This is a genomic window from uncultured Megasphaera sp., from assembly GCF_900539295.1.
Taxonomy (GTDB): Bacteria; Bacillota; Negativicutes; order Veillonellales; family Megasphaeraceae; genus Megasphaera.
The window spans coordinates 38,305-60,105 of sequence record NZ_UQBH01000008.1 but is presented as its reverse complement, the minus strand read 5'-3'; the positions used below and the strand labels follow the sequence as shown (position 1 = coordinate 60,105).

18 protein-coding genes, 1 tRNA gene and 1 riboswitch are annotated in these 21,801 nt (G+C 54.3%); of the genes, 8 read left to right on the top strand and 11 right to left on the bottom strand.

Annotation, left to right across the window (positions count from 1 at the left end):
* Positions 1 to 2: 2 nt before the first annotated feature.
* Positions 3 to 2,123, bottom strand: a complete 2,121-nt coding sequence (locus QZQ46_RS04115) for an ASKHA domain-containing protein (RefSeq protein ID WP_296827082.1) — start codon at positions 2,121 to 2,123, stop codon at positions 3 to 5.
* Positions 2,124 to 2,377: 254 nt separating this feature from the next.
* Here QZQ46_RS04115 and QZQ46_RS04110 point away from each other — a divergent pair.
* Positions 2,378 to 2,452, top strand: a tRNA-Ile gene (locus tag QZQ46_RS04110).
* A gap of 354 nt (positions 2,453 to 2,806) precedes the next feature.
* On the opposite strand, the gene QZQ46_RS04105 is transcribed toward QZQ46_RS04110, so the two are convergent.
* The 6 genes from QZQ46_RS04105 to dnaG form a co-directional block, all read right to left on the bottom strand.
* Positions 2,807 to 2,956 (bottom strand): FeoB-associated Cys-rich membrane protein, encoded by a 150-nt coding sequence (locus tag QZQ46_RS04105; protein ID WP_296827080.1) that lies wholly within the window; start codon positions 2,954 to 2,956, stop codon positions 2,807 to 2,809.
* A gap of 21 nt (positions 2,957 to 2,977) precedes the next feature.
* On the bottom strand, positions 2,978 to 5,371 hold the full coding sequence (feoB, locus tag QZQ46_RS04100) for a ferrous iron transport protein B (protein WP_296827078.1): 2,394 nt from the start codon (positions 5,369 to 5,371) through the stop codon (positions 2,978 to 2,980).
* Positions 5,372 to 5,956: 585 nt separating this feature from the next.
* On the bottom strand, positions 5,957 to 6,331 hold the full coding sequence (locus tag QZQ46_RS04095) for a pyridoxamine 5'-phosphate oxidase family protein (RefSeq protein ID WP_296827076.1): 375 nt from the start codon (positions 6,329 to 6,331) through the stop codon (positions 5,957 to 5,959).
* A gap of 12 nt (positions 6,332 to 6,343) precedes the next feature.
* Entirely contained in the window at positions 6,344 to 7,162 is an 819-nt protein-coding gene (locus QZQ46_RS04090) for a RibD family protein (protein WP_296827074.1), read from the bottom strand.
* 56 nt (positions 7,163 to 7,218) lie between these two features.
* Positions 7,219 to 8,469, bottom strand: a complete 1,251-nt coding sequence (gene rpoD / locus QZQ46_RS04085; RefSeq protein ID WP_296827137.1) for an RNA polymerase sigma factor RpoD — start codon at positions 8,467 to 8,469, stop codon at positions 7,219 to 7,221.
* 27 nt (positions 8,470 to 8,496) lie between these two features.
* Positions 8,497 to 10,290 carry a DNA primase gene (gene dnaG / locus QZQ46_RS04080; RefSeq protein ID WP_296827072.1) on the bottom strand — a complete coding sequence of 598 codons (1,794 nt, stop codon included), beginning with the start codon at positions 10,288 to 10,290 and terminating at the stop codon, positions 8,497 to 8,499.
* Between the two features lie 324 nt (positions 10,291 to 10,614).
* Here dnaG and QZQ46_RS04075 point away from each other — a divergent pair, with 324 nt between their 5' ends.
* The 7 genes from QZQ46_RS04075 to QZQ46_RS04045 all read left to right on the top strand — a co-directional run bounded on the left by QZQ46_RS04075 (position 10,615) and on the right by QZQ46_RS04045 (position 17,430).
* On the top strand, positions 10,615 to 11,496 hold the full coding sequence (locus QZQ46_RS04075; protein ID WP_296827070.1) for an RluA family pseudouridine synthase: 882 nt from the start codon (positions 10,615 to 10,617) through the stop codon (positions 11,494 to 11,496).
* Positions 11,497 to 11,532: 36 nt separating this feature from the next.
* A complete protein-coding gene (fba, locus tag QZQ46_RS04070) occupies positions 11,533 to 12,498 on the top strand; it encodes a class II fructose-1,6-bisphosphate aldolase (RefSeq protein WP_062412060.1) in 966 nt (321 codons plus the stop codon).
* A gap of 90 nt (positions 12,499 to 12,588) precedes the next feature.
* Positions 12,589 to 12,855 (top strand): 30S ribosomal protein S20, encoded by a 267-nt coding sequence (rpsT, locus tag QZQ46_RS04065; RefSeq protein WP_044503935.1) that lies wholly within the window; start codon positions 12,589 to 12,591, stop codon positions 12,853 to 12,855.
* A 63-nt stretch (positions 12,856 to 12,918) separates the two neighbouring features.
* Positions 12,919 to 14,253, top strand: coding sequence for an MATE family efflux transporter (locus tag QZQ46_RS04060; RefSeq protein WP_296827068.1), 1,335 nt, complete (start codon positions 12,919 to 12,921; stop codon positions 14,251 to 14,253).
* A gap of 24 nt (positions 14,254 to 14,277) precedes the next feature.
* The gene (locus QZQ46_RS04055) at positions 14,278 to 15,510 is read left to right on the top strand and encodes an aminopeptidase (protein ID WP_296827066.1); all 1,233 of its coding nucleotides are present in this window, start codon (positions 14,278 to 14,280) and stop codon (positions 15,508 to 15,510) included.
* Between the two features lie 60 nt (positions 15,511 to 15,570).
* Positions 15,571 to 15,668, top strand: a riboswitch (SAM riboswitch).
* Between the two features lie 84 nt (positions 15,669 to 15,752).
* Entirely contained in the window at positions 15,753 to 16,796 is a 1,044-nt protein-coding gene (locus QZQ46_RS04050) for a methionine ABC transporter ATP-binding protein (RefSeq protein ID WP_296827064.1), read from the top strand.
* The gene (locus QZQ46_RS04045; protein WP_044503940.1) at positions 16,777 to 17,430 is read left to right on the top strand and encodes a methionine ABC transporter permease; all 654 of its coding nucleotides are present in this window, start codon (positions 16,777 to 16,779) and stop codon (positions 17,428 to 17,430) included. Before QZQ46_RS04050 ends, QZQ46_RS04045 begins: the two co-directional genes overlap by 20 nt.
* A 169-nt stretch (positions 17,431 to 17,599) precedes the next feature.
* Here the strand turns inward: QZQ46_RS04045 and QZQ46_RS04040 are convergent, their stop codons facing one another.
* The 4 genes from QZQ46_RS04040 to QZQ46_RS04025 form a co-directional block, all read right to left on the bottom strand.
* On the bottom strand, positions 17,600 to 18,517 hold the full coding sequence (locus QZQ46_RS04040) for a dihydroorotate dehydrogenase (RefSeq protein WP_296827062.1): 918 nt from the start codon (positions 18,515 to 18,517) through the stop codon (positions 17,600 to 17,602).
* On the bottom strand, positions 18,517 to 19,278 hold the full coding sequence (locus QZQ46_RS04035) for a dihydroorotate dehydrogenase electron transfer subunit (RefSeq protein WP_296827060.1): 762 nt from the start codon (positions 19,276 to 19,278) through the stop codon (positions 18,517 to 18,519). Before QZQ46_RS04035 ends, QZQ46_RS04040 begins: the two co-directional genes overlap by 1 nt.
* Positions 19,279 to 19,577: 299 nt before the next feature.
* Complete coding sequence (locus QZQ46_RS04030) at positions 19,578 to 20,435, bottom strand: MurR/RpiR family transcriptional regulator (RefSeq protein ID WP_296827058.1); 858 nt, start codon at positions 20,433 to 20,435, stop codon at positions 19,578 to 19,580.
* Positions 20,436 to 20,470: 35 nt separating this feature from the next.
* Positions 20,471 to 21,790, bottom strand: a complete 1,320-nt coding sequence (locus QZQ46_RS04025; protein WP_296827056.1) for a gluconate:H+ symporter — start codon at positions 21,788 to 21,790, stop codon at positions 20,471 to 20,473.
* Between the last annotated feature and the right edge of the window lie 11 nt (positions 21,791 to 21,801).

Sequence of the window (21,801 nt, the reverse complement as noted above, 5' to 3'; positions counted from 1 at the left end):
CCCTAAAAATTCATATGTGCAATGTATAAGCGCTGAAAAGCTTCATCATTACCGAGTACGATTTCTTCTGCCTCGCCGGCAGCCTCTGTCAAGGCATCTGAGGTCACCTCGCCGGTCAGGAAAGCGACGGCCCCCTTGAGGGACGTATTGCCCACCGCCGTCGTCTTATCGGCCAAATCAGGCGGCAGGAGTCCGATGACGCCGGCCTTCTGAGGGTCTAAATAGTAGCCGAAGCCGCCGGCTAGGAACACCCGTTCGATGCGGTGACGGGCCATGCCGCTTTTCTCGATGAGCGATTCGATGCCGGCCCGGATGGCACTTTTTGCCATCTGGATCTCACGGATATCCTTCTGGCTGAGGATGATGCGTTCATAATCAAGGGTCGATCCCAAGGGAAAGCCCATACTGAAATAAGGTTCTTCCAACTTCCCCGTCTCGTCGACCAGTCCTTCCGAGACGAGGCCGGCCATGGCTTCGACGATGCCCGTGCCGCAGATGCCGACGGGGACGCCGCCGTCAACGGTACGGACGACGGCCCGGCCGCCTTCGATGCGGACGCCGCAGATGGCACCGGAAATGCTGGCCGTTCCCCAAGTCAGTTTGCCCCCTTCGAGAGCCGGGCCGGCCGGTGCCGACGCGATGAAGCGCTTGTCCCGATTGCCCAGGACCAATTCGCCATTGGTGCCTAAGTCGATAAAGAGGCTGACGGCGTCGGAATCCATGAGGCCGCACTGACAAATGCCGGCCGTAATGTCGCCGCCGACGTAAGTGCTCATGCCGGGCACCAAGGTGACGTCGCAGTCGCCAAGGACGTTCTCCTTGCCAAAGACGTCTCTGGCATCATAGGTCCCGCCGCCTAAGGAAACAGGATTAAAGGGCCATTTTCCGAGGCCTTCACAGGACCAGCCCATGAGGAGATGAATCATGGTCGTATTGGCGGCAATGGCCGCTTTATGGCACGAGGCCTTAGCCTGGGGATGATCGGCCAGGAGTTTTTCTATCAGCTTGCGAAGATCACGGCGTACTGCTTTTTGAAGGGCAGGCCCCTTGCCGCGGTTCGCTGCTTCAATACGGCTGATGACGTCGGCACCGAAGGAGCGCTGGCTGCTGCCGGCCGTCGCCGCAGCAACGATGGTCCGGTCCGTGCAGTCGACGAGGGCGGCTGCGATGGTCGTCGTCCCGATGTCGACGGCAATGCCGTACAAGTGGTCTGCCGAAAGGGTCTCTTCCTCGTCTGCAGCATCGGCAGACAAGGCCGAAAAGCCCTGCTGTTCGCGAAGGGAGACGGAAATCTTCGTCTCTTCCGTCGTTTCAGCCTGACAGGCCAGGCGCCAGCCATCCTTCAGCTGGTCGGCAGAAAAGATATTCCGATCGGCCGGCGTAACGGCAAGGCGCCCTTCTAAGACGCGGACGCGACACTTTCCGCAGCGGCCTTTACCGCCGCAGGGCATGGCAAGGGCCGTCCCTTGAGAGAGCAGGAAGTCATCGACCTTAACGCCGGCCGGGACAGTCACGACGGCCTCGCCCCCGGCTTTTCGGCGGTCACAGTCGGTCTTGGTGCAGGCTGCGCAGTCATGGGCAGCCCGGAAGACGGACGGATCGGGACCGATGTCAAATACCAAGGTCATCGATTTGGCCGGTGACAGGACGAAGTCCTTATTGACGGTCACGCCCAGGGATTGTTCGGCTTTGGTTTCCCGGACGGCGTCGGCCTGAGCCTCTAGGGGAATATCCCCTCCCGGCTCGTGACGGCCGGTAATGCCGCAGCCTTTTTCCCGGCAAATGAGCTGAAGCTTCTGAAGGACGTCTTCTTCAAGAGCCAAGAGGCACGTATCGGCCAAGGCGTTGAACAACAAAGAATCCATGACGTCGCCGTCAGTTTCATAGCGGTCGAGTTTACGGCTGACGGCAGCCCCTAAGGTCAGGACGGCATAGACCTTGTCGTCCGTAAAGGCCAAAACAGCCTTGGCCTGCATCATCGGGCGCAGGATAGAAACCATGTCCCGGCAGCGAGCCAGGCTCTTATCCCGACCGAGACCAGAAGCCTTATAGCCGGCAAACTGCAGGGCCTGTTCCACATCGGGAAGAATCCGTTGTCCCCTTAAAATACGAATATCAGCCATGAGACCTCCCCCTTACATAATTATTTAAGCTATATTATAACGAAAATCGAAGGAGACTGCCACCAATAATTGCAAATTTATGGGATTTTGCCGCTGACAGGCTAAAAATCGTCCCACTTCCGGGATATTCTCGCCGCGTTCGAAGAATCGAGCCAACCCCAAGGCTCATGCCGGCAGTGACACCATATCCGTTCTTGACGGCCCTTTGCGATTGGCGTATAATAATCGGGTAAGACTTTACGCGCTGATTACATGGGCCTATAGCTCAGCGGTAGAGCCACCGGCTCATAACCGGTTGGTCCTTGGTTCGATCCCAAGTGGGCCCACCAGATTACAAAACCTTCGTTATCAAAGACGAAGGCCTTGCAGCAGCACACAAAAAATACGACGACCCTATCCCGGAGATAGCAGGTCGTCGTATTTTTTTGCTTTTTATGCCGTTAAAAGGGCCTCGCCGCGGCACCTGAGGCGAGCTCCCAAGAAGCTGCCGTCAGGCACCCTTGAGGCTTCCCTCTTCATATAAATCAATAATATGTGTACTTCCTGTTAGCCGACGCGGTCCATAAGCGATATCTGACGCATCCCTATCGCCGCAGGCGTCCATAATTTCAAGGACGCCTTAAAGGGCGCGCGGAAACGACGTTATCGGATGACCTGTCACCGGCAGTGTTCGGCAACATTCCTCACTCTTTTCGTTTCGGTTCCTTGCAGCGCATCGAGCATTCGGAACAGTTGCCGCCGCATGAATTTCCGCTGCCTTTTAGAACGTTGCGAACGGCAAGGACGAATAATAGGCCGATGACGGCCAATAACAGAAAACTCGCCGCATTCATGCGTATTTCACCTCTCTTTCGCTAGACGAACCCGATGAGGAGTCCGATTTCACGGACAATAAAAGCGACAATCCAGGCAATGGCACACTGTACCACGACGGTAACGGCGGCTGACCGGGCCGACCCCATCTCCCGACGAACCGTCGCCACCGCTGCCACACAGGGGGTATAAAGCAGGGTAAAAATCAGGAATATAAGGGCCGTAAAGGGCGTAAACAACGTCGACAGGGCCGACACATCATCCCCCAATAATACGGACAACGTCGAAACGACACTCTCCTTGGCCGTAAACCCGGTAATGAGAGCCGTCGCCACCCGCCAATCGCCAAAGCCCAGAGGCTTGAAAATCGGTGCTGTCAGGCTGCCAATCATGGCCAACAGACTGGTATCCGGCGAGGCGGCCACGTTAAGCTGCGTATCAAAGGTCTGCAGGGCCCAGATGATGATCGTCGCGGCAAAAATAATGGTAAAGGCCTTCTGAATGAAGCCCTTGGCCTTCTCCCAAATGAGGCGGACGACACTCTTGGCTGATGGCAGCCGATAGTTCGGCAATTCCATGACAAAGGGTACCGGTTCGCCTTTATACACACGCTTTTTCAAGAGGAGCGCATAGAGGATGCCGCAGAAAATTCCGAAGAAATATAAGCCGATCATGACCACAGCCTGCCACTGTTTCGGGAAAAAGGCACTGACCATCAGCCCGTAAATCGGCAGTTTGGCACTGCAGCTCATAAAGGGCGTGAGAAGGATGGTCATTTTTCGATCCCGTTCACTGGACAAGGTCCTCGTGGCCATAATCGCCGGGACGGAACAGCCAAAGCCGATCAGCATGGGCACAAAACTTCGACCGGACAAGCCGATGCGCCGCAGCAGTTTATCCATGACAAAGGCCACGCGGGCCATATAGCCGCTGTCCTCGAGGATAGAGAGAAAGAAAAACAAGGTGACGATGGTGGGAAGAAAACTCAAGACGCTGCCGACACCATTACAGATCCCATCGATGACCAGGGCATGGACCAGGGGATTGATGGCGGCGGCCGTCAGTCCCGCGTCGATCAATCCCGTCACGGCATCTACGCCCATGGCCATGACCTCCGACAGACCGGCTCCGATAAAGTTGAAGGTCATGACAAAAATGAAGGCCATAATTCCAAGAAAAGCCGGAATAGCCGTATATTTGCCGGTCAATATCCGATCCAGGGCGACGCTGCGTCGGTGCTCCTGGCTTTCATGAGGCTTTACGACGGTCTTAGCGCATACATTTTCAATGAAAGTAAAGCGCATGTTGGCAAGGGCCGCTTCCCGGTCCAGGGCGCTGTCCGCCTCCATGACACGTACGATTTGTTCCAACGCCGTTTGGGCTTCCGGCGGCAGGGCCAGCGCTTTCCCGATCAAAGGGTCATTCTCAATCACCTTGGTCGCCGAAAAACGGACCGGAAGATCGGCTGCTTTCGCATAGGGCTCGATGAGATGAACCGTGCTGTGAATGGCTCGATGCACGGCGCCGACCTGATCTCCCGGCATGTCGCTTTCGGCACAGAAATCAATTCTGGCCGGGCTTTCCCGATGCCTTGCCACATGAACGGCATGGTCAATGAGCTCGTCAATCCCTTCATTTTTTACAGCCGAAATAGGCACTACCGGAATGCCCAGGGTTTGCTCTAATTCGTTGATGCGGACAGACCCGCCATTGGCCCGTACCTCATCCATCATATTCAGCGCCAGGACCATGGGAATTCCCAACTCCATGAGCTGCATGGTCAGGTACAAATTGCGCTCAATGTTGGAGGCGTCGACAATGTTGATAATCCCCGAAGGCCTGGTTTTCATCAGAAAATCCCGGGTTACAATTTCTTCACTGGAATAGGGCGACAGCGAATAAATCCCCGGCAAATCGGTAACCGTAGCTTCTGGATAATGGCGAATGGTCCCGTCTTTTCGATCGACGGTGACACCGGGAAAATTCCCGACATGCTGCTTGGCACCGGTCAATTGATTAAATAAGGTCGTCTTGCCGCAATTCTGGTTCCCCGCTAAGGCAAAGGTCAAGGGCTGCCCTTTGGCAATGGCATCGTCTCGCTCATGGACATGGTAGTCCCCGTCCGTTCCCAATTCCCCCACCCCGGGATGGGCAATAGGGCGATAGGATTCCGATTGGCTCTTGGGCTGTGCCTTTTGATGAATATCCTCTACCTCTATCTTTTTCGCTTCATCGAGGCGCAGGGTCAATTCATAGCCGCGCAGTTCAATTTGGATCGGATCTCCCAGGGGCGCGATTTTACGGAGCGTAACCTCGGTCTTCGGCGTCAGCCCCATATCCAATAAATGATGCCGAAGGGCACCGCTGCCGCCAATGGCACGGATATAGGCACTCTGTTTAGGCCTTAATTGATCCATGGTTATCATTTCGTTCATCGTATTTCTACTCTTTTGCAATGTGTTCCCGGCCTTTCTCAATCACAGGGCATATCTGCCTGTCAGCCAACGGATCGTAGATTTTCGGCCGACACTGTGTTTTTTATCAAAGGGCTTGCTTTCAGTATGGCTGCGGCAATCCCCTTTCTTTCAAGGATCGCAGGTCAGACGCCTGCGTCCTATAGGTATAGGATTAAACAGCTTATAAATCGTATTCAGGCAGCCATCACATAAATCGTTTAATCGTTATATCTGTAGTATGATGCTATATGAGAATAAAGTCAATGCATTCCCCTTACTGACACGGTTTTACACTGTCAGGAAATCTCCATATCCTACCGCTCTTTTTCCGGCGGCTGCCTTTCCCTCCGTATAAGCCGAGTATAGACCTCCGTCAATGGTCGAATCATCAGCCGGACGTCCTGAAGGGAGCGGGCATTACCGGAGAAGGGCACCGTGAAAAATTCCTGCTGACTCTATATAATTCATTATATCATAGAATAAATTTCCGATCCTCGCGTCAACCGGGCAAAAAAAAGCTCCTCACGGCAGGTAAAACAGGTCCTGCCTGAGGAGTTTTATGATTTAAATCGTCTGTTTGCACGTGTCCGGCGTAAAGACCAGAACCCGGTTGGCAAAGGAGCATTTGGCCTTCATGGCGTCAAAGAGGTCGCCTTCTTTAAAGAATTCGGCCTTCCCGGTGAGCAGGCAGCCCGTACCCATGCCCATCTTGCCCCGTACTTCGTGGCTTCCGAGGGTGACTTCGATGTAGGGATTATCCTTGACGTTCTTTTCGGTCTTGATGAAGCCAAAGCAAGGAATGAGGATCTTTTCATCGTCGGTTATGATGAGGTACTTATTCCACGTATTGGCGATGTGCGGCCGGCCGTCTTTCCCGGCTGAGGCGACGGACACGATGCCGTCGTGCTTGATGCACTCGAAGAAAATCTCGGTTAACATGGGGAACCTCCTTTACTGACTGCCGGCTTTGGCCAGCATATCCTGAACGGCTTTATATTCACTGTCATGGTCAAAATCATGACGGCTCTTCCCCTTTACATCATAGCGCAGCCACACCTTGCCGTCGTCCATGACCTGACAGTGTTTGACGGAAAAGACGACGGGCTGGTCGTCGGAGAAACCGGGACGGGCCATGAACAAGGTCTGCGTATCGGCACTGCCGTCGGCTGCCGGCGCGATGACGACGCTGACTTCGTCACATAAGCCCTGTTGGAGAAAGCTCCAGTTGATGGCCCCGCCTCCGCCGAGCATGACCGAATCGAGGTGAAGGACGTCTTTCAATTTGCGGCACGTCAGTTCCAAATCGATGCTGTCTTTGCCGCAGATCAAATAGCTGACGCCCTTATCCCGCAGATAGGCTTTATAGGCATTGGACGCCTGTTCCGACAGGACTTCGACGACCTGTGCTTTTTCGTGGCCGTAGAAGTCTTCAAGCAGTCCGCCCTCTTCCCAAGCTACGCGGCCTTTGGAGTCGGTAACGATGAGGTAGAAACCCGTCTTGCCGTCATCGGCAAGAAAGTCTCCGGCCGGGACGGGGGCTGCCTTTTCATCGACAGCCGGCGTCTTATACAGGGTGAAGTTGTCTTCGATCGTCGTCCGCCCGTTGAGCATGGCCTGGGGTTTAAAGTAAGCCTTGGGCCCTGAAAATAAGGTATAGAACGAGTCTTCTTCGGCGTTTGTTTCTTCAATCCAAAGGTACTTGCCCATGATCTTGCCGTCAAGAGACGTCTCCATGTGGCAGAAGATGTGGGGCCGATTGGCTTTATCCATGAATCTACCTCCTCAGGATGGAACAACAACAGCATATATAAATAGAATAAAGCGGCTTAGAGGAAATCCTTGATTTTTTCCCGCTTACCCCAGTTGCGAAGCTTGCTCAAGGCCTTGCCTTCGATCTGACGGATTCGTTCGCGGGTGACGTTAAAGTGCTGGCCTACTTCTTCCAAAGTCCGCGGCCGGCCGTCTTTCAAGCCGAAGCGAAGGTAGAGGACCTTCCGTTCGCGGTCGGTCAGACACGAGAATACATCTTCGATCTGTTCTTTTAGGAGGATGAAGGATGCAGCGTCATCGGGAGCTACGGCTTCCGAGTCTTCGATGAAGTCGCCTAAGTGGGAATCTTCTTCTTCACCGATCGGCGTTTCCAGGGAAACCGGTTCCTGGGCAATCTTCATGATTTCCCGAACCCGTTCGACGGGGATGTCCATCTTTTCGGCAATTTCTTCCGGAAGGGGTTCGCGGCCCTTGTCCTGAAGGAGCTGGCGGGAAATGCGGATCAATTTATTGATCGTTTCAACCATGTGGACCGGGATTCGGATCGTCCGGGCTTGGTCGGCAATGGCGCGGGTAATGGCCTGGCGGATCCACCAGGTAGCATAAGTACTGAATTTATAGCCCTTACTGTAGTCGAATTTATCGACGGCTTTGAGAAGGCCCAAGTTGCCTTCCTGAATGAGGTCCAGGAAGAGCATGCCCCGGCCGACGTAGCGCTTAGCAATGCTGACGACGAGACGCAGGTTGGCGTCGGTCAGTTTCTTCTTGGCAATGGTGCCGGCTTTGATGTCTTCTTCCGTCGCATCGGGAGCGTTCCCTTGTTCGATGGCCTTGGCCAGGGTAATTTCTTCCGTTGCCGACAAGAGGGGCACGCGGCCGATTTCTTTTAAGTACATGCGGACCGGGTCGTCGATGTTGATGCCTTCAGGCACGCTGAGGTCGACGTTGTGCAGGTCCGGTACTTTTTCGGTATCTTCATCATCTATGTCATCACGATCGCGCATGGAGTCTTCTTCGCCGATGATGTCGATGCCCTTATCGGCAAAGAGTTCATACATCTTGTCGATCTGGTCCGGCGTCAAGTCGTCTTCTTCCATGAGGTTCATGATTTCCGTATAAGTCAGGCTGCCTTTCTTCTGTCCTGTCTGCAGGAGCTGTTGGATATGCTGCAGGGCCAGTTCCCGACGTTCTTTTTCCGTCAGGTTCGGCTTAGTCGACGTTTCTTTTTTCTTCGTCGTCTTGCGGCGGACCACTTTTTTTGTCGTTTTCTTCGTTTCGTTCATATCGTCTGTCGTGTTATTATTCACCATGGTGTACAGGCTCCTTTCTGCTCCTTAAGACCATTGCTTCATTTCATCATTAATTTTTTTGCAGATGGCAAGTTCAGCTGCCAATCTTGCATCGCCGGTGCGGCTGTACCCGGCAGCCAGGCGGCTGTGTTCGAGGTACTGTTTTTGCAAGTCCGCCAGGCGAAATCGCTTGACGTAATCCATCAAGACAGCTTCGTCCAACGGGACATCTTGCAGAACCATAATTCGTGCAACTTCTTCGGCCTCCTCAGGAGTTAATTTTTGCTGGATGTCATGTAGTGTGTACATCCCTTGGTGTGCATATGTATCTAATATAATTTGATAAATACGGCGGCGCCGTTCATCGGAAAAGACCGACGCATCCACTTTGGCGGCAATGCGGTCACAGGCAGCGGGCTTTTCCAGAAGAAAGCGCAGGATGTTTTCTTCAGCGACTGCCATCGATCCCGTACCGCGGGCAGCGGCGTTGTGCTTCGATACGGACGGCGAGATGACGACCTGCTGTTGTCCCGCCTCCGGATGGGCTGCGACGTATTTATTAAATTCACTGCGAACGGCGTCTTCACCGATTTGCAGCTGGCCGGCCAACTTTTTCAAAAAAGCCTCTAAGAGGACCCGGTTGTCGACGGCTGCCACGACGGGCAGGACCATAGCCGTAATGGACGACTTCCCTTCAAGGGTCGTCCCATCATAAAGGGAGAGGGCCCGCTGGAGCATGTAGTCCAGCACATTGGGGGCGTCGACGACGGCTTCGCGGAATTTTTCCGGCCCGGCAGCATTGATGTATTCATCGGGGTCCTTGCCCTGGGGCAGGGACAGGATGCGGATGTGCATGCCGAGGCCTCTGACGATGGTCATGGCCCGCTGCGTTGCCTGACGGCCGGCGCCGTCCATATCGTAAGCCAGGACGAGTTCTTTGGCCTGACGCTGCAGGAGCCGTGCCTGTTCATCTGTAAAGGATGTCCCCAAGGATGCGACGACGTTGTGAATGCCCCGGTTGTGAGCCGAAATGACGTCCATATAACCTTCGACCAGAACGGCCCGCCCCTCTTCATAGATAGCCTTATGGGCTATATCCATGGCAAAGAGGAGCCGTCTTTTGTTGAAGATCGGCGTTTCCGGTGAATTGAGGTATTTGGGCTTGCTGTCGTCGAGGACGCGGCCGCCGAAACCGACGATGCGGCTGCGGCCGTCGCGGATGGGAAACATGACCCGGCCGCGGAAAGCGTCGTAAAAGTGCCCGTTTTTTTCTTTTGCCAGACCCAGGGCGACTAATTCTTTGCCGGTGACGCCCTTTTTCATAAAGGCGCCGGTCAGCTTGTCCCAGCTGTCCGGTGCGAAGCCCAGCTTAAAGGCGTCAATCGTATCGTCCGATACATGACGCTTATGGAAATAGGCCAGCCCCGGCTCGCCGTAATGGGTCTTAACCAGGCAGTTGTGGAAGAAATTCCCTGCCATTTCATTGATTTCATAGAGCCTGTCCCGCAGTTTATCGCGGGCTATTTCTTCAGCCGACCGTTCGACGACGGGCAGGGCTATATGGGCCCGTTCGGCCAACCGTTCGACGGCGTCTGAAAAGGAAAGGTTTTCTTTTTTCATGATAAACTGAAAGACATCGCCGTGGGCATGACAGCCAAAGCAGTAGAAAAATCCCTTATCGGCTGTGACGCTGAAGGACGCCGTCTTTTCATTATGAAAAGGACAGCAGGCCCAAAAATTGCGGCCCCGCCGGTTCAGCGAGACATAATCCGAGATGACGCTGACGATGTCATTCGCCTGGCGAACCTGTTCAATAAATTCGCTGGAAAACCGTTTCACTCACTATCACCTGCTTCATTTCAATAATAAGCTGATGTATTTATATATTCTCTATCAACCTGTCCAATTCCTTCTTTTTGAAAGACCATTTTGGCGTAAATGCCAAAAACGGATACATAGCCTTTCTATGTTATACTATTTCGACGCATAGCGTCAAGTTTCCTTTTCGCAACAGCCATTTTTTTCGCGCTTTTCTCCATAATCAGCATATTTCCTTGCTTGCGGGCTAAAATATAGCCCACATCTTTTCCTGAAATATGTGGATTTATTTATTTCTATTGGGTATAATAAGGGTAGACAATGCCAACACAGGGGAATATGCCAATGATTCATTTTACAGTCGGTCCGCTGCACCGGCCTACGACCGTAGGCGGCGCGATGAAACATTTCGGCGTCTCATCCACATTAAGACGCCGCATCAAACACAGCGGCAGCTGTACCATCAACGGCCAGCCTGCTGAAACGCGCGACTTCGTTCATGAAGGAGATGTCGTCTCCATCGTCATTCCCGTCAAAAACGAGTTCGCCCCACAGGAGATTCCTATCGGCATCGTCTACGAAGACGATTACCTCATGGTCATCGATAAACCGGCAGGCATCCTGATGCATCCGACATCGTCCGTCCGCGACGGGACCTTGGCCAACGCCGTGGCCTATCATTATGAGCGGACCGGTCAGCACTGCTCGTACCATCCCATGCACCGCCTGGATAAAAACACGTCGGGCTTATGCATGGTCGCCAAAGAGCCGCAAATTCAATACGCCTTTGACAAGCAGGACCTCAGTTACAGGCGCTTGTACCTCGCACTCTGTCAGGGACGATACCCTGCGCGGGTCACAACTGTACACGCCCCTATCGGAAGATGTCCCGACAGCATCATTACCCGCTGCGTCCGCCAAGACGGCAAGCCGGCCCACTCTGATTTTACCTGTCTCGCCGCTGGCGACGACTACAGTCTGCTCCAGGTCCTTTTACACACCGGACGGACCCATCAGATTCGGGTTCACAGCAGTTATCTCGGCTATCCTCTCTTAGGGGACGACCTCTACGGCGGTTCCCGCCGCCTCATGCAGCGCCAGGCTCTCCATGCCTACTGTCTGCAGTTTACCCACCCCATGACCCATCGCTTCATTACCGTTAATTCCCGGCTGCCTGAAGATATGGACGCCCTCGTCCGCCAGGCCGGCTGGAATTATATACACTAAAACTATTATATACGTATTTGTAGGAGGAATGTAAACATGCCATTAATTGGAACTACAGAAATGTTTAAAAAAGCCTATGAAGGCCACTATGCCATCGGTGCATTCAACATCAACAACATGGAAATCGTCCAGGCCGTTACAGAAGCCGCTGCTGAATTGAAATCCCCGATCATCCTTCAGGCTTCGGCCGGTGCCCGCAAATATGCGAAACCGTCGTACTTGAAACATCTCGTAGCCGCAGCCCTGGAAGATTACGATCTCCCCATCGCCCTTCACCTCGACCACGGTGCTGACTTTGAAACCTGCAAAGACTGCATCGACAGCGGATTTACCTCCGTTATGATCGACGGCTCCAAACATTCTTTCGAAGACAATATCGCTTTGACGAAAAAAGTCGTTGAATACGCTCATTCCAAGGGCGTCGTCGTCGAAGGCGAACTCGGTCAGCTGGCCGGCATCGAAGACGATGTCAACGTCTCGGCTGAAGAAGCTCACTACACCCGTCCGGAAGAAGTCGAAGAATTCGTATCCCGCACGGGCGTCGATTCCTTGGCTATCGCTATCGGCACCAGCCACGGCGCATTCAAATTCACTCCGGAACAGTGCACGCGCAACGCAGACGGCGTTCTCGTACCGCCGACGCTTCGCTTCGACATCCTCGAAGACGTTTCCAAACGCCTGCCTGGCTTCCCGATCGTACTCCACGGTGCTTCCTCGGTCGTACCGGAATACGTCAAAATCATCAATGCCAACGGCGGCGACCTGGCTGATGCTGTCGGCATCCCTGAAGATCAGCTCCGCAAAGCTGCTTCCCTGTCGGTCTGCAAGATCAACATCGACTCCGACCTCCGTCTCGGCCTGACTGCCGGCATCCGCCAGCACATGGCTCAGCATCCGGACCACTTCGACCCGCGTCAGTACCTGACCGACGGCCGTCAGTTCGTTCACGACATCGTAGCGCATAAGATCAAAGCCGTCCTCGGTTCGGAAGGTAAAGCCTAATCGCATGTCCTGCAAAAAAACTATTGATTTTTTCTGTGGCATATGGTAAAATTTTTTCTAGTGTTCTTGTAAATTAGGGAGGTGAATCCATTGCCGCAGATTAAATCCAACATGAAAACGATGGAAAAAGACGCAGCTCGTCATGCAGCTAACTCTCGAGTAAAATCTTCGGTTCATACCGCTATCCGCCGTACGAACGAAGCTATCCTCGGTGGTGACGCTGATGCTGTAAAACAGGCATTTGATAAAGCTAGCAGCGTAATTGATAGCGCCGCACGTAAAGGCGTTCTCCATAAAAATACGGCAGCTCGTAAAAAATCCCGTTTGGCTTCCAAAGTCAATGCGATGGGCAAATAAGTTGAACTGTAGAAAAAGCGTTGTCATTTAAGGGCAACGCTTTTTTCGTATAAGGAGGTATTCATGTTCCCCCAGCTTCACCAATGGCGTCATTTCCTGACCTTATTCTTTCCCCTGCTCCTGACCCAGATGGCCCAAGTCGGCACGTCGGTCTTCAGCTCCATTTTCAGCGGCCGCGCCGGTACCGTCGATTTGGCCGGCGTCGCCGTCGCCGTCAACGTCTGGATTCCCGTCTTTGCTGGCCTGTGCGGCATCTTCTTCGGCATCTCGCCGATCATCGCCCAGCTAAGGGGCGCCAAGAAGACGGAAGAGATTCCCATCTACATCATGCAGAGTCTCTACCTGAGCTTGGCCTTTACGGCCTTCATCTTCCTGGCAGGCTATCTCCTGCTGCCGCCCTTCCTCGACTTTCTGACCCTTGAGCCCAAGGTTCACTATATTGCCTGGGAATACCTCAAGGCCCTGGCCTTAGGACTCGTTCCCATCTGTCTCCAAGCGACGATGCGCTACGTCGTCGACGCCCACGGCAAGACCCAGGTATCGATGGCCATACTCATGACCAATTTGGTTCTCACGATCATTCTTTTCCGGCTTCTCATCTTCGGCGCCGGTCCCATTCCGGCCATGGGCGGCATCGGAACGGGCTATGCCATCACCATTGCGTCATGGATTTCTTTTCTCCTCTTCGTCGCCGTCCTGACCTTTATGGAACCCTTTCGCTCATACGGTCTGTGGAAGCACCTGAGGCCCTTCAGCTGGCATCACGCCTACCATCAATTGGAACTCGGCATTCCCATTTTCATCGCCGTCTTCTGTGAGACCAGCCTCTTTTCCATCGTCGGCCTGTTGATGACCGAATTCGGCACCTTATATCTGGCCGCCAACCAGGCTGCTATCAGCTTCACGACGTTGACCTATACCATTCCCTGGAGCATCAGCCTGGCAGCGACTATCGTCATCGGCTATGAAGTCGGTGCTAAAAATTACCACGGTGCCCGGCAGTATGCCGTCCTCTGTCAGCTCACGGCCCTCATCATCGCCGTCGGCGTCACCCTCTTCACCTACGTCTTCGTCGACGACATTGCCGCCTTGTTCACGACCGATAAGGATACCCTCTGGGCCCTGCGCAGCTTCATCTTATGCGCCGTAGCCTTCGCCTTCTGCGATGCCATGGGGACGCCGGTCCAAGGCATCCTGCGCGGCTATAAAGACGTGCGCATCATCACCTACGTAGCCTTCATCACCTACTGGTTCATCAGTATCCCCATGGGCTACGCCATGGCCCATCTCACGCCCTACGGCCCGTACGGCTACTGGCTCAGCCTGATCATCAGCCTGGCCATCAACGCCGCCGCCCTCAACTGGCGCCTGTGGAAACATACCGCCTGGCGTCTATAATACATCTATAAGGAGTTGATTCATATGCCAACTACGACACAATTAACGGCCTATGCCAAGGTCTTACTGCAAAAAGGCCTCAATATACAGAAAGGGCAGACCTTAGTCATCAATGCCCCCGTCGAAGCCCACGACTTCGTCACCTTGCTGACAAAGGAAGCCTATGCGGCCGGAGCCTCGGAAGTCGTCGCCAACTGGCGCTCGGACGACATGACCCGCCTTCGCTACGAACACGAAGACCTGTCGTCCTTCGAGTCCCTGCCGGACTGGCGCCGCGACTTCAGCCTCCATTACTACCATAAAAAAGCCGCCTTCCTCAGTCTCATTTCGGCCAATCCCAAACTCCTGAGCGGCATCGATACGAAGAAGATCTTCGCCCAGCAAAAGGCCCACAACGCCGCCTTAAAAGAATATATCGACGGCATGATGGCCTCCAAGACGACGTGGCTCGTCGCCGCTGTACCGAGTGCCGTTTGGGCCAAGCTCCTATATCCTGATCTTGACGCAGACAAGGCCTATAACGCCCTGTGGAATCAGATTCTCCAATCGTCCCGAGCCGACGGAAAAGCCCCCTTGGCCGACTGGGACGAACACCTCTCGAATCTCAAAAACCGCCGGACGTGGATGACCAACCAGCACTTCACCAGCCTCCACTACACCAACAGCCTGGGAACGGACCTCACCGTCGGCCTTCCGGATAACCATATTTGGCAGGGCGGCATGGAAAAAACGGAAACGGGCATCTTATTCAACGCCAACGTACCGACGGAAGAAATCTATTCGGCGCCGAAAGCCGACGCCGTCAACGGCACGGTGTACAGCACGCGGCCCCTCGTTTACAACGGCAATACCATCGACCGCTTCCGCCTGACCTTTAAGGACGGTAAAGTCGTCGACGCCGCTGCCGAAATCGGCGAAGATGTCTTACAGAAACTCGTCGCCGTCGATGAAGGAGCCGGCCGCCTCGGCGAAGTTGCCCTCATCCCCTACGCGTCGCCCATTTCCCTGTCGGGCATCTTATTCTACGAAACCTTATTCGATGAAAATGCCTCCTGCCATTTAGCCCTGGGCGCGTCGTACCCGACCTGCCTTGAAGGCGGCACGGAACTCGACAAAGAAGGCCTTTCTAAAGCCGGTCTCAACGACTCCATGATTCACGTCGACTTCATGGTCGGCTCGAAGGACCTTACCATTACAGGCCTAAAAAAAGACGGCACTGTCGTTCCGGTATTCACTAACGGAAACTGGGCCGAGTAAAGATTACTTATTGACAACGGCAAAAAGCCGTGCTATTATAAGTTGCAACAAACGATATACCTTTCATCCAGAGCAGCTGAGGGACTGGCCCGATGACGCTGCGGCAACCCCCATTCGGGAAGGTGCCAAGTCCACCGGAACATTCCGACAGATGAAGTAACTCCGTATTGACGGCCGTCATCTGCATGACGGCCTTTTTTATTGTCTTTTTCCCCTGTACGCCTGGCTCAAGGAGTGATACTGTGATTACCTTAAAGAACATTACCAAAACCTACGGCGGCGCTGCCCAAATCCAAGCCTTAAAGGGCATCAACCTGACCATCGAAGACGGCGAGATCTTCGGCATCATCGGCAAGAGCGGTGCCGGCAAATCGACCCTCGTCCGCTGCATCAATATGCTGGAAAAACCGACCAGCGGCGAAGTCATCATCGACGACAAAGACCTGTGCAAAATGAGCGAATCCCAGCTTCGGGCCGAACGCAAAAATATCGGCATGATTTTCCAGCACTTCAACCTCCTTTCATCGCGGACGGTTGCTGAAAACATCGCCTTCCCCTTGGAATTGGTCGGCGCCTCGAAAGACGTCATCCATAAAAAAGTAGAGTCCCTGTTGGAACTGGTCGGCCTCAGCGACCGCGCCGCCAACTATCCGTCTCAGCTCTCAGGCGGTCAAAAACAGCGCGTCGGCATCGCCCGCGCTCTTGCCAGCGATCCCAAAATTCTCCTTTGCGACGAAGCGACATCGGCCCTCGACCCGCAGACGACGAAATCCATCTTGGAACTCCTCCAGGACATCAATCAGCGCCTGGGCATTACCATCGTCATCATTACCCATGAAATGGCCGTCGTCCAAAACATCTGCCATCGGGCAGCCGTCATCGAAGGCGGCGTCATCAAGGAAATGGGCCGCGTCGTCGACATCTTCACCAATCCCCAGTCCCAGACCATGAAGGACTTCGTCACGTCGGTCATCAACATGGAACTGCCGACGGGCATCAAGAATCTCGGCGTCTCCGACCAGCCGACGCCGGACCACGACATGCTGGTCCGCCTGCGCTTTAAAGGCAAGGCTACCCACGAACCGGTCGTCTCGGAAATCGTCAGCACCTTCCACGTTAAGGTCAGCGTCCTCTACGGCAACATCGACTACATCCAAGACGAACCTTTCGGCTACTTGATCATCGTCATCATGGGTGATATGGAAACCCAGGCCAAGGCCTTCTCGTATATTAAAACATTACCGATAGGAAGTGAGGTTTTAGGTTATGTCCCAAGAAATCATTAAGTTAATGCTCCAAGGCATTGAAGAAACGTTCTATATGGTCGCCGTGGCCACGGTCATCGCCGGCATCATCGGCATCCCCCTGGGCGTCACCCTGGTTACGACCAGTAAGGGGCACATCCTGCAAAACCTCTTCATCAACCGGATTTTAGGCACCATCGTCAACATCATCCGTTCCGTGCCTTTTATCATCCTCATGGTGGCCATCATCCCCTTGACCCGTCTCATTGCCGGCACGTCTATCGGCACAGCAGCGGCCTGCGTCCCATTGACCATCGTCGCTATCCCCTTCCTCAGCCGCCTCGTCGAAACGTCGATCCGCGACGTCGATTACGGCCTCGTCGAAGCCGCTGAATCCATGGGCGCTACGCCCTTCCAGATCATCCGCAAGGTCCTCCTGCCGGAAGCTTTGCCGACGATCATCAACAACGTTACGGTCCTCATCGTCAACCTCATCGGCGCATCGGCCATGGCCGGTGCTATCGGCGGCGGCGGTCTCGGTGATATCGCCATCCGCTACGGCTACCAGCGCTTCCGTCCCGACGTCATGCTGGCGACGATCATCATCCTCATCGTCGTCGTCAACCTCATCCAGTACGGCGGAGACCTGGCATCGCATAAAAAGAATAAGAAATAAAACATCTGCCAACCATAGACATGAACAGGGTTATCTCTTGTTCATGTCTTTTTTATGTCGCCTTGAAGATAAAAATAAGGCGGCACAATCATGCTGCGGCAATATTTCATGACAACAAAAAACGTCTTGTGAACGGACTATGTCCACAAGACGCTAATGTATACTCTTTTTATGCTTCTAATTGACCGACGATGTCGCTGATATGAGCGATGCCCTGGTCTTTACAGTACTGGTCGAGGCCTTCGGCTACCGTTTCGACGGCTCGGGGATCGACGAAGTTATGGGCGCCGACAGCGACCGCACTGGCGCCGGCCAGCATGAATTCAACGGCATCCTGCCAAGTTACGATACCGCCGAGGCCCAAGATGGGAATGGATACGGCCTTCGAGGCCTGCCAAACCATGCGCAGGGCAATAGGTTTTACAGCCGGGCCCGACAAGCCGCCGGTGATGTTGCCCAAAATGGGACGGCGCGTCGTGATGTCGATGGCCATGCCGGTCAGGGTGTTGATCAGGGAAATGGCATCGGCACCGGCTGCTTCGACGGACTTGGCCATGGTCGTAATATCGGTGACGTTCGGCGATAATTTGACGATGACCGGCTTTTTCGTATTGTCCTTGACGCTGCGCGTTACGGCAGCAGCAGCATCCGGCTGGGTTCCGAAGACGATGCCCCCTTCCTTGACGTTAGGGCAGGAAATGTTTACTTCTAAGCCTGCGACGCCGTCGACGTCGAGGTCGGCCGCCAGTTTCCCGTACTCCTCCACACTGCCGGCGGAGATGTTGACGATGAGCGGCGTCTGACAGGCAGACGTTACCTTAGGCAGGATATCCCGCTTAAAGGCGTCGACGCCGGGGTTTTCCAAGCCGATGCAGTTGAGCATCCCTGCCGGCGTTTCAGCGACGCGGACACCGGGATTGCCCGGCCGCGGCAAGGGCGTAATGCCCTTGGAGATGATGGCCCCGACGGCATCGAGGTCGAGAAAGTCACTGTATTCGATGCCGAATCCGAAGGTTCCCGATGCCCCCATGACGGGCGTTTTCATCGAGATGCCGGCGAATTCGACAGCAATTCGTTCACTGATCATCAGAAGACCTCCTTTGCCGAAAAGACGGGTCCGTCGGTGCAGACTTTATAGCGCTTGCCGTCCAGCTTGCTTTCAAAGGTGCAGCCCAGGCAGACGCCGATACCGCAAGCCATCCGCTTTTCCATGGAGACTTCGCAGTCGATGCCGGCCTTGGCCGATGCTTCGGCAATGGTCTTCATCATCATCGTCGGGCCGCAGACCGATACGCGGTCGACAGGATGTTCCGAAAAGATGTTAGGCAGGGCATCGACAGCAAAGCCTTTGATGCCCTTCGAGCCGTCATCGGTAGTGACATAGATTTCTTCGGCGTAGGGTTCAAAAAACTCAGTCCAAAACGTTTCCGCTGCCGTCTTGCCGGCGACGAGCACGATGGGATGATCGAGCTGTTTCGCCAGGAAGATGAGCGGCGCCAAACCGACACCGCCGCCAGCCAGGAGGACCTTCCCCGGCGTCGTCGTAAAGATGCCGTCGCCTAAGGGACCTTCGACGTTGATCACATCGCCGGGACGGAGATCCTTCATTTCTTCCGTACCGATACCGACCAAGCGGTAAATAATGGTCACCGTTCCCGCATCAATATCGGCATCGACGATGCCGAAAGGACGGCGCAAAAAGGTCTGTCCCCCATCGCGGTGGACATTGACAAACTGACCGGCCTTGGCTTCTCGGGCCGTCTTCGGCGCTTTGAAGACCATTTTCCAGACTTCCGGAATTATGGCTGTATTTTCGACAATCGTCGCCATTTCCACAAATTTTTTCACCCTCTGATCATCCTTCCTCATTTCTATATAGCGATTCTATTATTCCACAAATCGCTCAAAAAGTCCACATCTGAGTTGACACCTTTTAGATCTCTTACCCTATCCTTGACGCCATCCCACGATTCGGCTATACTTACAGTACCAGGAACCATGTTCTGCTGTTGAACGGCAGACAAGCCTTTACGGGCTTGCCATCCTATGTACGTCACTTGTGGCGTATGGGATGGGCATGGGTCTTTTTTATGTCGTAAAAACAGCCTGCTCGATAATGGAAAGCAGGCTGCTTGTCAGGTATTAAATCAATATTGCCGTCTCTTGCCGATTTCTTTGCGCATCTTTTCCATATTGCCCTTGAACAATCCTTTTTCCTGCATGGCAATCCGCGTGTAGAGGACGTCGCCAATGGCCATGTGAATCAGGCGCGAGGCCCCGGCTTCCGACGTGAATTGGACTTCGCGGCCCATGCCGCAGAGACAGATATCGGCTTCTTCCGCCAAGAGGGATCGACCGTGGCTGGTAATGACGATGATGCCGGCTCCGACCTTCTTAGCCGCCCGAACAGATTGAAGGAGCTCCTTGGTGGCCCCGCTGTGGGACACGGCAATGACCACGTCGTCAGCCGTCATCAAGGCCGCTTCCGTAACCTGCATATGGGAATCGGCATCGGCCCGGATGGCCAGGCCCAGGCGCAGGAACCGGGTCTCCATATCGGAACAAACGGTGGCCGAATTGCCGAACCCGAAGACATAGACCCTTTTAGCCGCCAAAATCATGGCCGCTGCCTTATCAAGGGCCTCGTAATCGAGGAGGCTCAGCGTATCCTGCAGCCCTTCGGCGATGTTGGCAAAGACCTTGGAGGCTACGTCGTGGCTGCCGTCACCGGAGTCGATATCGTGAAAGGCCTTGGCCGGTACGGTCGACATGCCGGCTGCCAGCATCAGTTTCAATCCTTTCAGACCGCTGAAGCCTAATTTCTTACAAAACCGGGAAATCGTAATTTCTGAACTATCCGTCTGCGCCGCCAAGTCGGCTACGGTCTGTTCCATGACGACACCGGCATGATTGGCGATATAATCGGCAATACGGCGCTCTGACTTAGTCAGACCGCCGTATACACTGCGCAGGCCGGGAAATCGTTGGATGTTTGCTTCTTCCATAAGATTCTCTCCTACTCATTATTTACTTCCTTATTTTACCCTACAAATACATTTAATACAAGGACACCGATGAGGCCCATGACGGCGATAATCGTTTCCAAGGCACACCAGGTGCGGACTGTTTCTTTAATGGTCAGGCCGAAAAATTCTTTAAATAACCAGAATCCGGGGTCATTGGGCGGGCTGAAGATGAGCGACCCGGCACCGGTCGCCAGGACCATCAGTTCGGGATTCGCACCGGTAGCAACCGCAATCGGAGCGGCAATACCGCCGGCTGTAAGGGCTGCGACGGTGGCCGAACCGCAGGCCGTGCGGATGACGGCGGCTACCAGCCAGGCCAAAAAGAGCGGCGAAAGGTCGGAATTTGCTACCAGTTCCCCGATATAGGTACCGAGACCGCTGTCGATGAGGACCTGCTTCAAGGCACCGCCGCCGCCGACGATGAGGAGAATCATGGCGATGGCCAGGACCGCATCCTGGACGGTTTTCATGACGTCTTCCATGGATTTGCCGCGGCCGATGCCGAAGGTATAAATGGCGATGGCGACGGAAATGGTCAGAGCAATATCAGGCTGACCGAAGAAGGTCAGGACGTGGCGCAGGGGCAAATCGGCATCCATGGTCAATTTGGCAATCGCCGAAGCTGCCATGAGGATGACCGGAACCAGGGCCGTAAAGACTGAGATACCGAAGCTCGGCATTTCGTCGTCCTTAAAGATTTTCGGATTGTACATGCCCTTAGGGATTTCCGGATTAATATCCTTGGTCAAGTTGCAGTACAAGGGACCGGCTACGATAGCCGTCGGAATGGCGATGGCGGCGCCATACAGTAAGGTCGTGCCGATATCGGCATTATAGATAATGGCAATGGCCGTCGGACCGGGATGAGGCGGCAGGAAGCCGTGGGTGACTGACAGGGCCGCTGCCATGGGGATCCCGACTTCAAGAAGAGGAATCTTGGCTTCGGCAGCGACGGTAAATACCAAGGGGATGAGGAGTACGAAGCCGATTTCATAGAACAAGGCGATGCCGACGATGAAGCCTGTCAGGCAGACGGCCCATTTTACTTTTTCCCGTCCGAAGACGTTGATCAGCGTCGTGGCAATGCGCTGGGCGCCGCCGCTTTCGGCCATGAGTTTGCCCAGCATGGCCCCGAAGGATACGACGATGGCAAGGCCGCCGAGGGTACCGCCGAGACCTTTTTCAATGGTCGGAATCAATTGATCGATGGGCATGCCTTCGGCAAGACCTACGAGGCCGGCGACGAGGAGCAGGGCCAGAAAACTATTGAGTTTTACTTTTACAATGAGGAAAAACAGTATGAGAATGCCAACGGCAAGAATGACGAGGGGCATGATATAAACCT

Coding starts and splice junctions, on each gene's coding strand:
- QZQ46_RS04045 (WP_044503940.1), top strand. CDS start 16,777: ATGTCCCAAGAAATCATTAAGTTAATGCTCCAAGGCATTGAAGAAACG.
- QZQ46_RS04075 (WP_296827070.1), top strand. CDS start 10,615: ATGATTCATTTTACAGTCGGTCCGCTGCACCGGCCTACGACCGTAGGC.
- QZQ46_RS04040 (WP_296827062.1), bottom strand. CDS start 18,517: ATGATCAGTGAACGAATTGCTGTCGAATTCGCCGGCATCTCGATGAAA.
- fba (WP_062412060.1), top strand. CDS start 11,533: ATGCCATTAATTGGAACTACAGAAATGTTTAAAAAAGCCTATGAAGGC.
- QZQ46_RS04025 (WP_296827056.1), bottom strand. CDS start 21,790: ATGCCCCTCGTCATTCTTGCCGTTGGCATTCTCATACTGTTTTTCCTC.
- QZQ46_RS04090 (WP_296827074.1), bottom strand. CDS start 7,162: ATGGATAAAGCCAATCGGCCCCACATCTTCTGCCACATGGAGACGTCT.
- feoB (WP_296827078.1), bottom strand. CDS start 5,371: ATGAACGAAATGATAACCATGGATCAATTAAGGCCTAAACAGAGTGCC.
- QZQ46_RS04115 (WP_296827082.1), bottom strand. CDS start 2,123: ATGGCTGATATTCGTATTTTAAGGGGACAACGGATTCTTCCCGATGTG.
- QZQ46_RS04055 (WP_296827066.1), top strand. CDS start 14,278: ATGCCAACTACGACACAATTAACGGCCTATGCCAAGGTCTTACTGCAA.
- QZQ46_RS04105 (WP_296827080.1), bottom strand. CDS start 2,956: ATGAATGCGGCGAGTTTTCTGTTATTGGCCGTCATCGGCCTATTATTC.
- QZQ46_RS04060 (WP_296827068.1), top strand. CDS start 12,919: ATGTTCCCCCAGCTTCACCAATGGCGTCATTTCCTGACCTTATTCTTT.
- QZQ46_RS04095 (WP_296827076.1), bottom strand. CDS start 6,331: ATGTTAACCGAGATTTTCTTCGAGTGCATCAAGCACGACGGCATCGTG.
- QZQ46_RS04030 (WP_296827058.1), bottom strand. CDS start 20,435: ATGGAAGAAGCAAACATCCAACGATTTCCCGGCCTGCGCAGTGTATAC.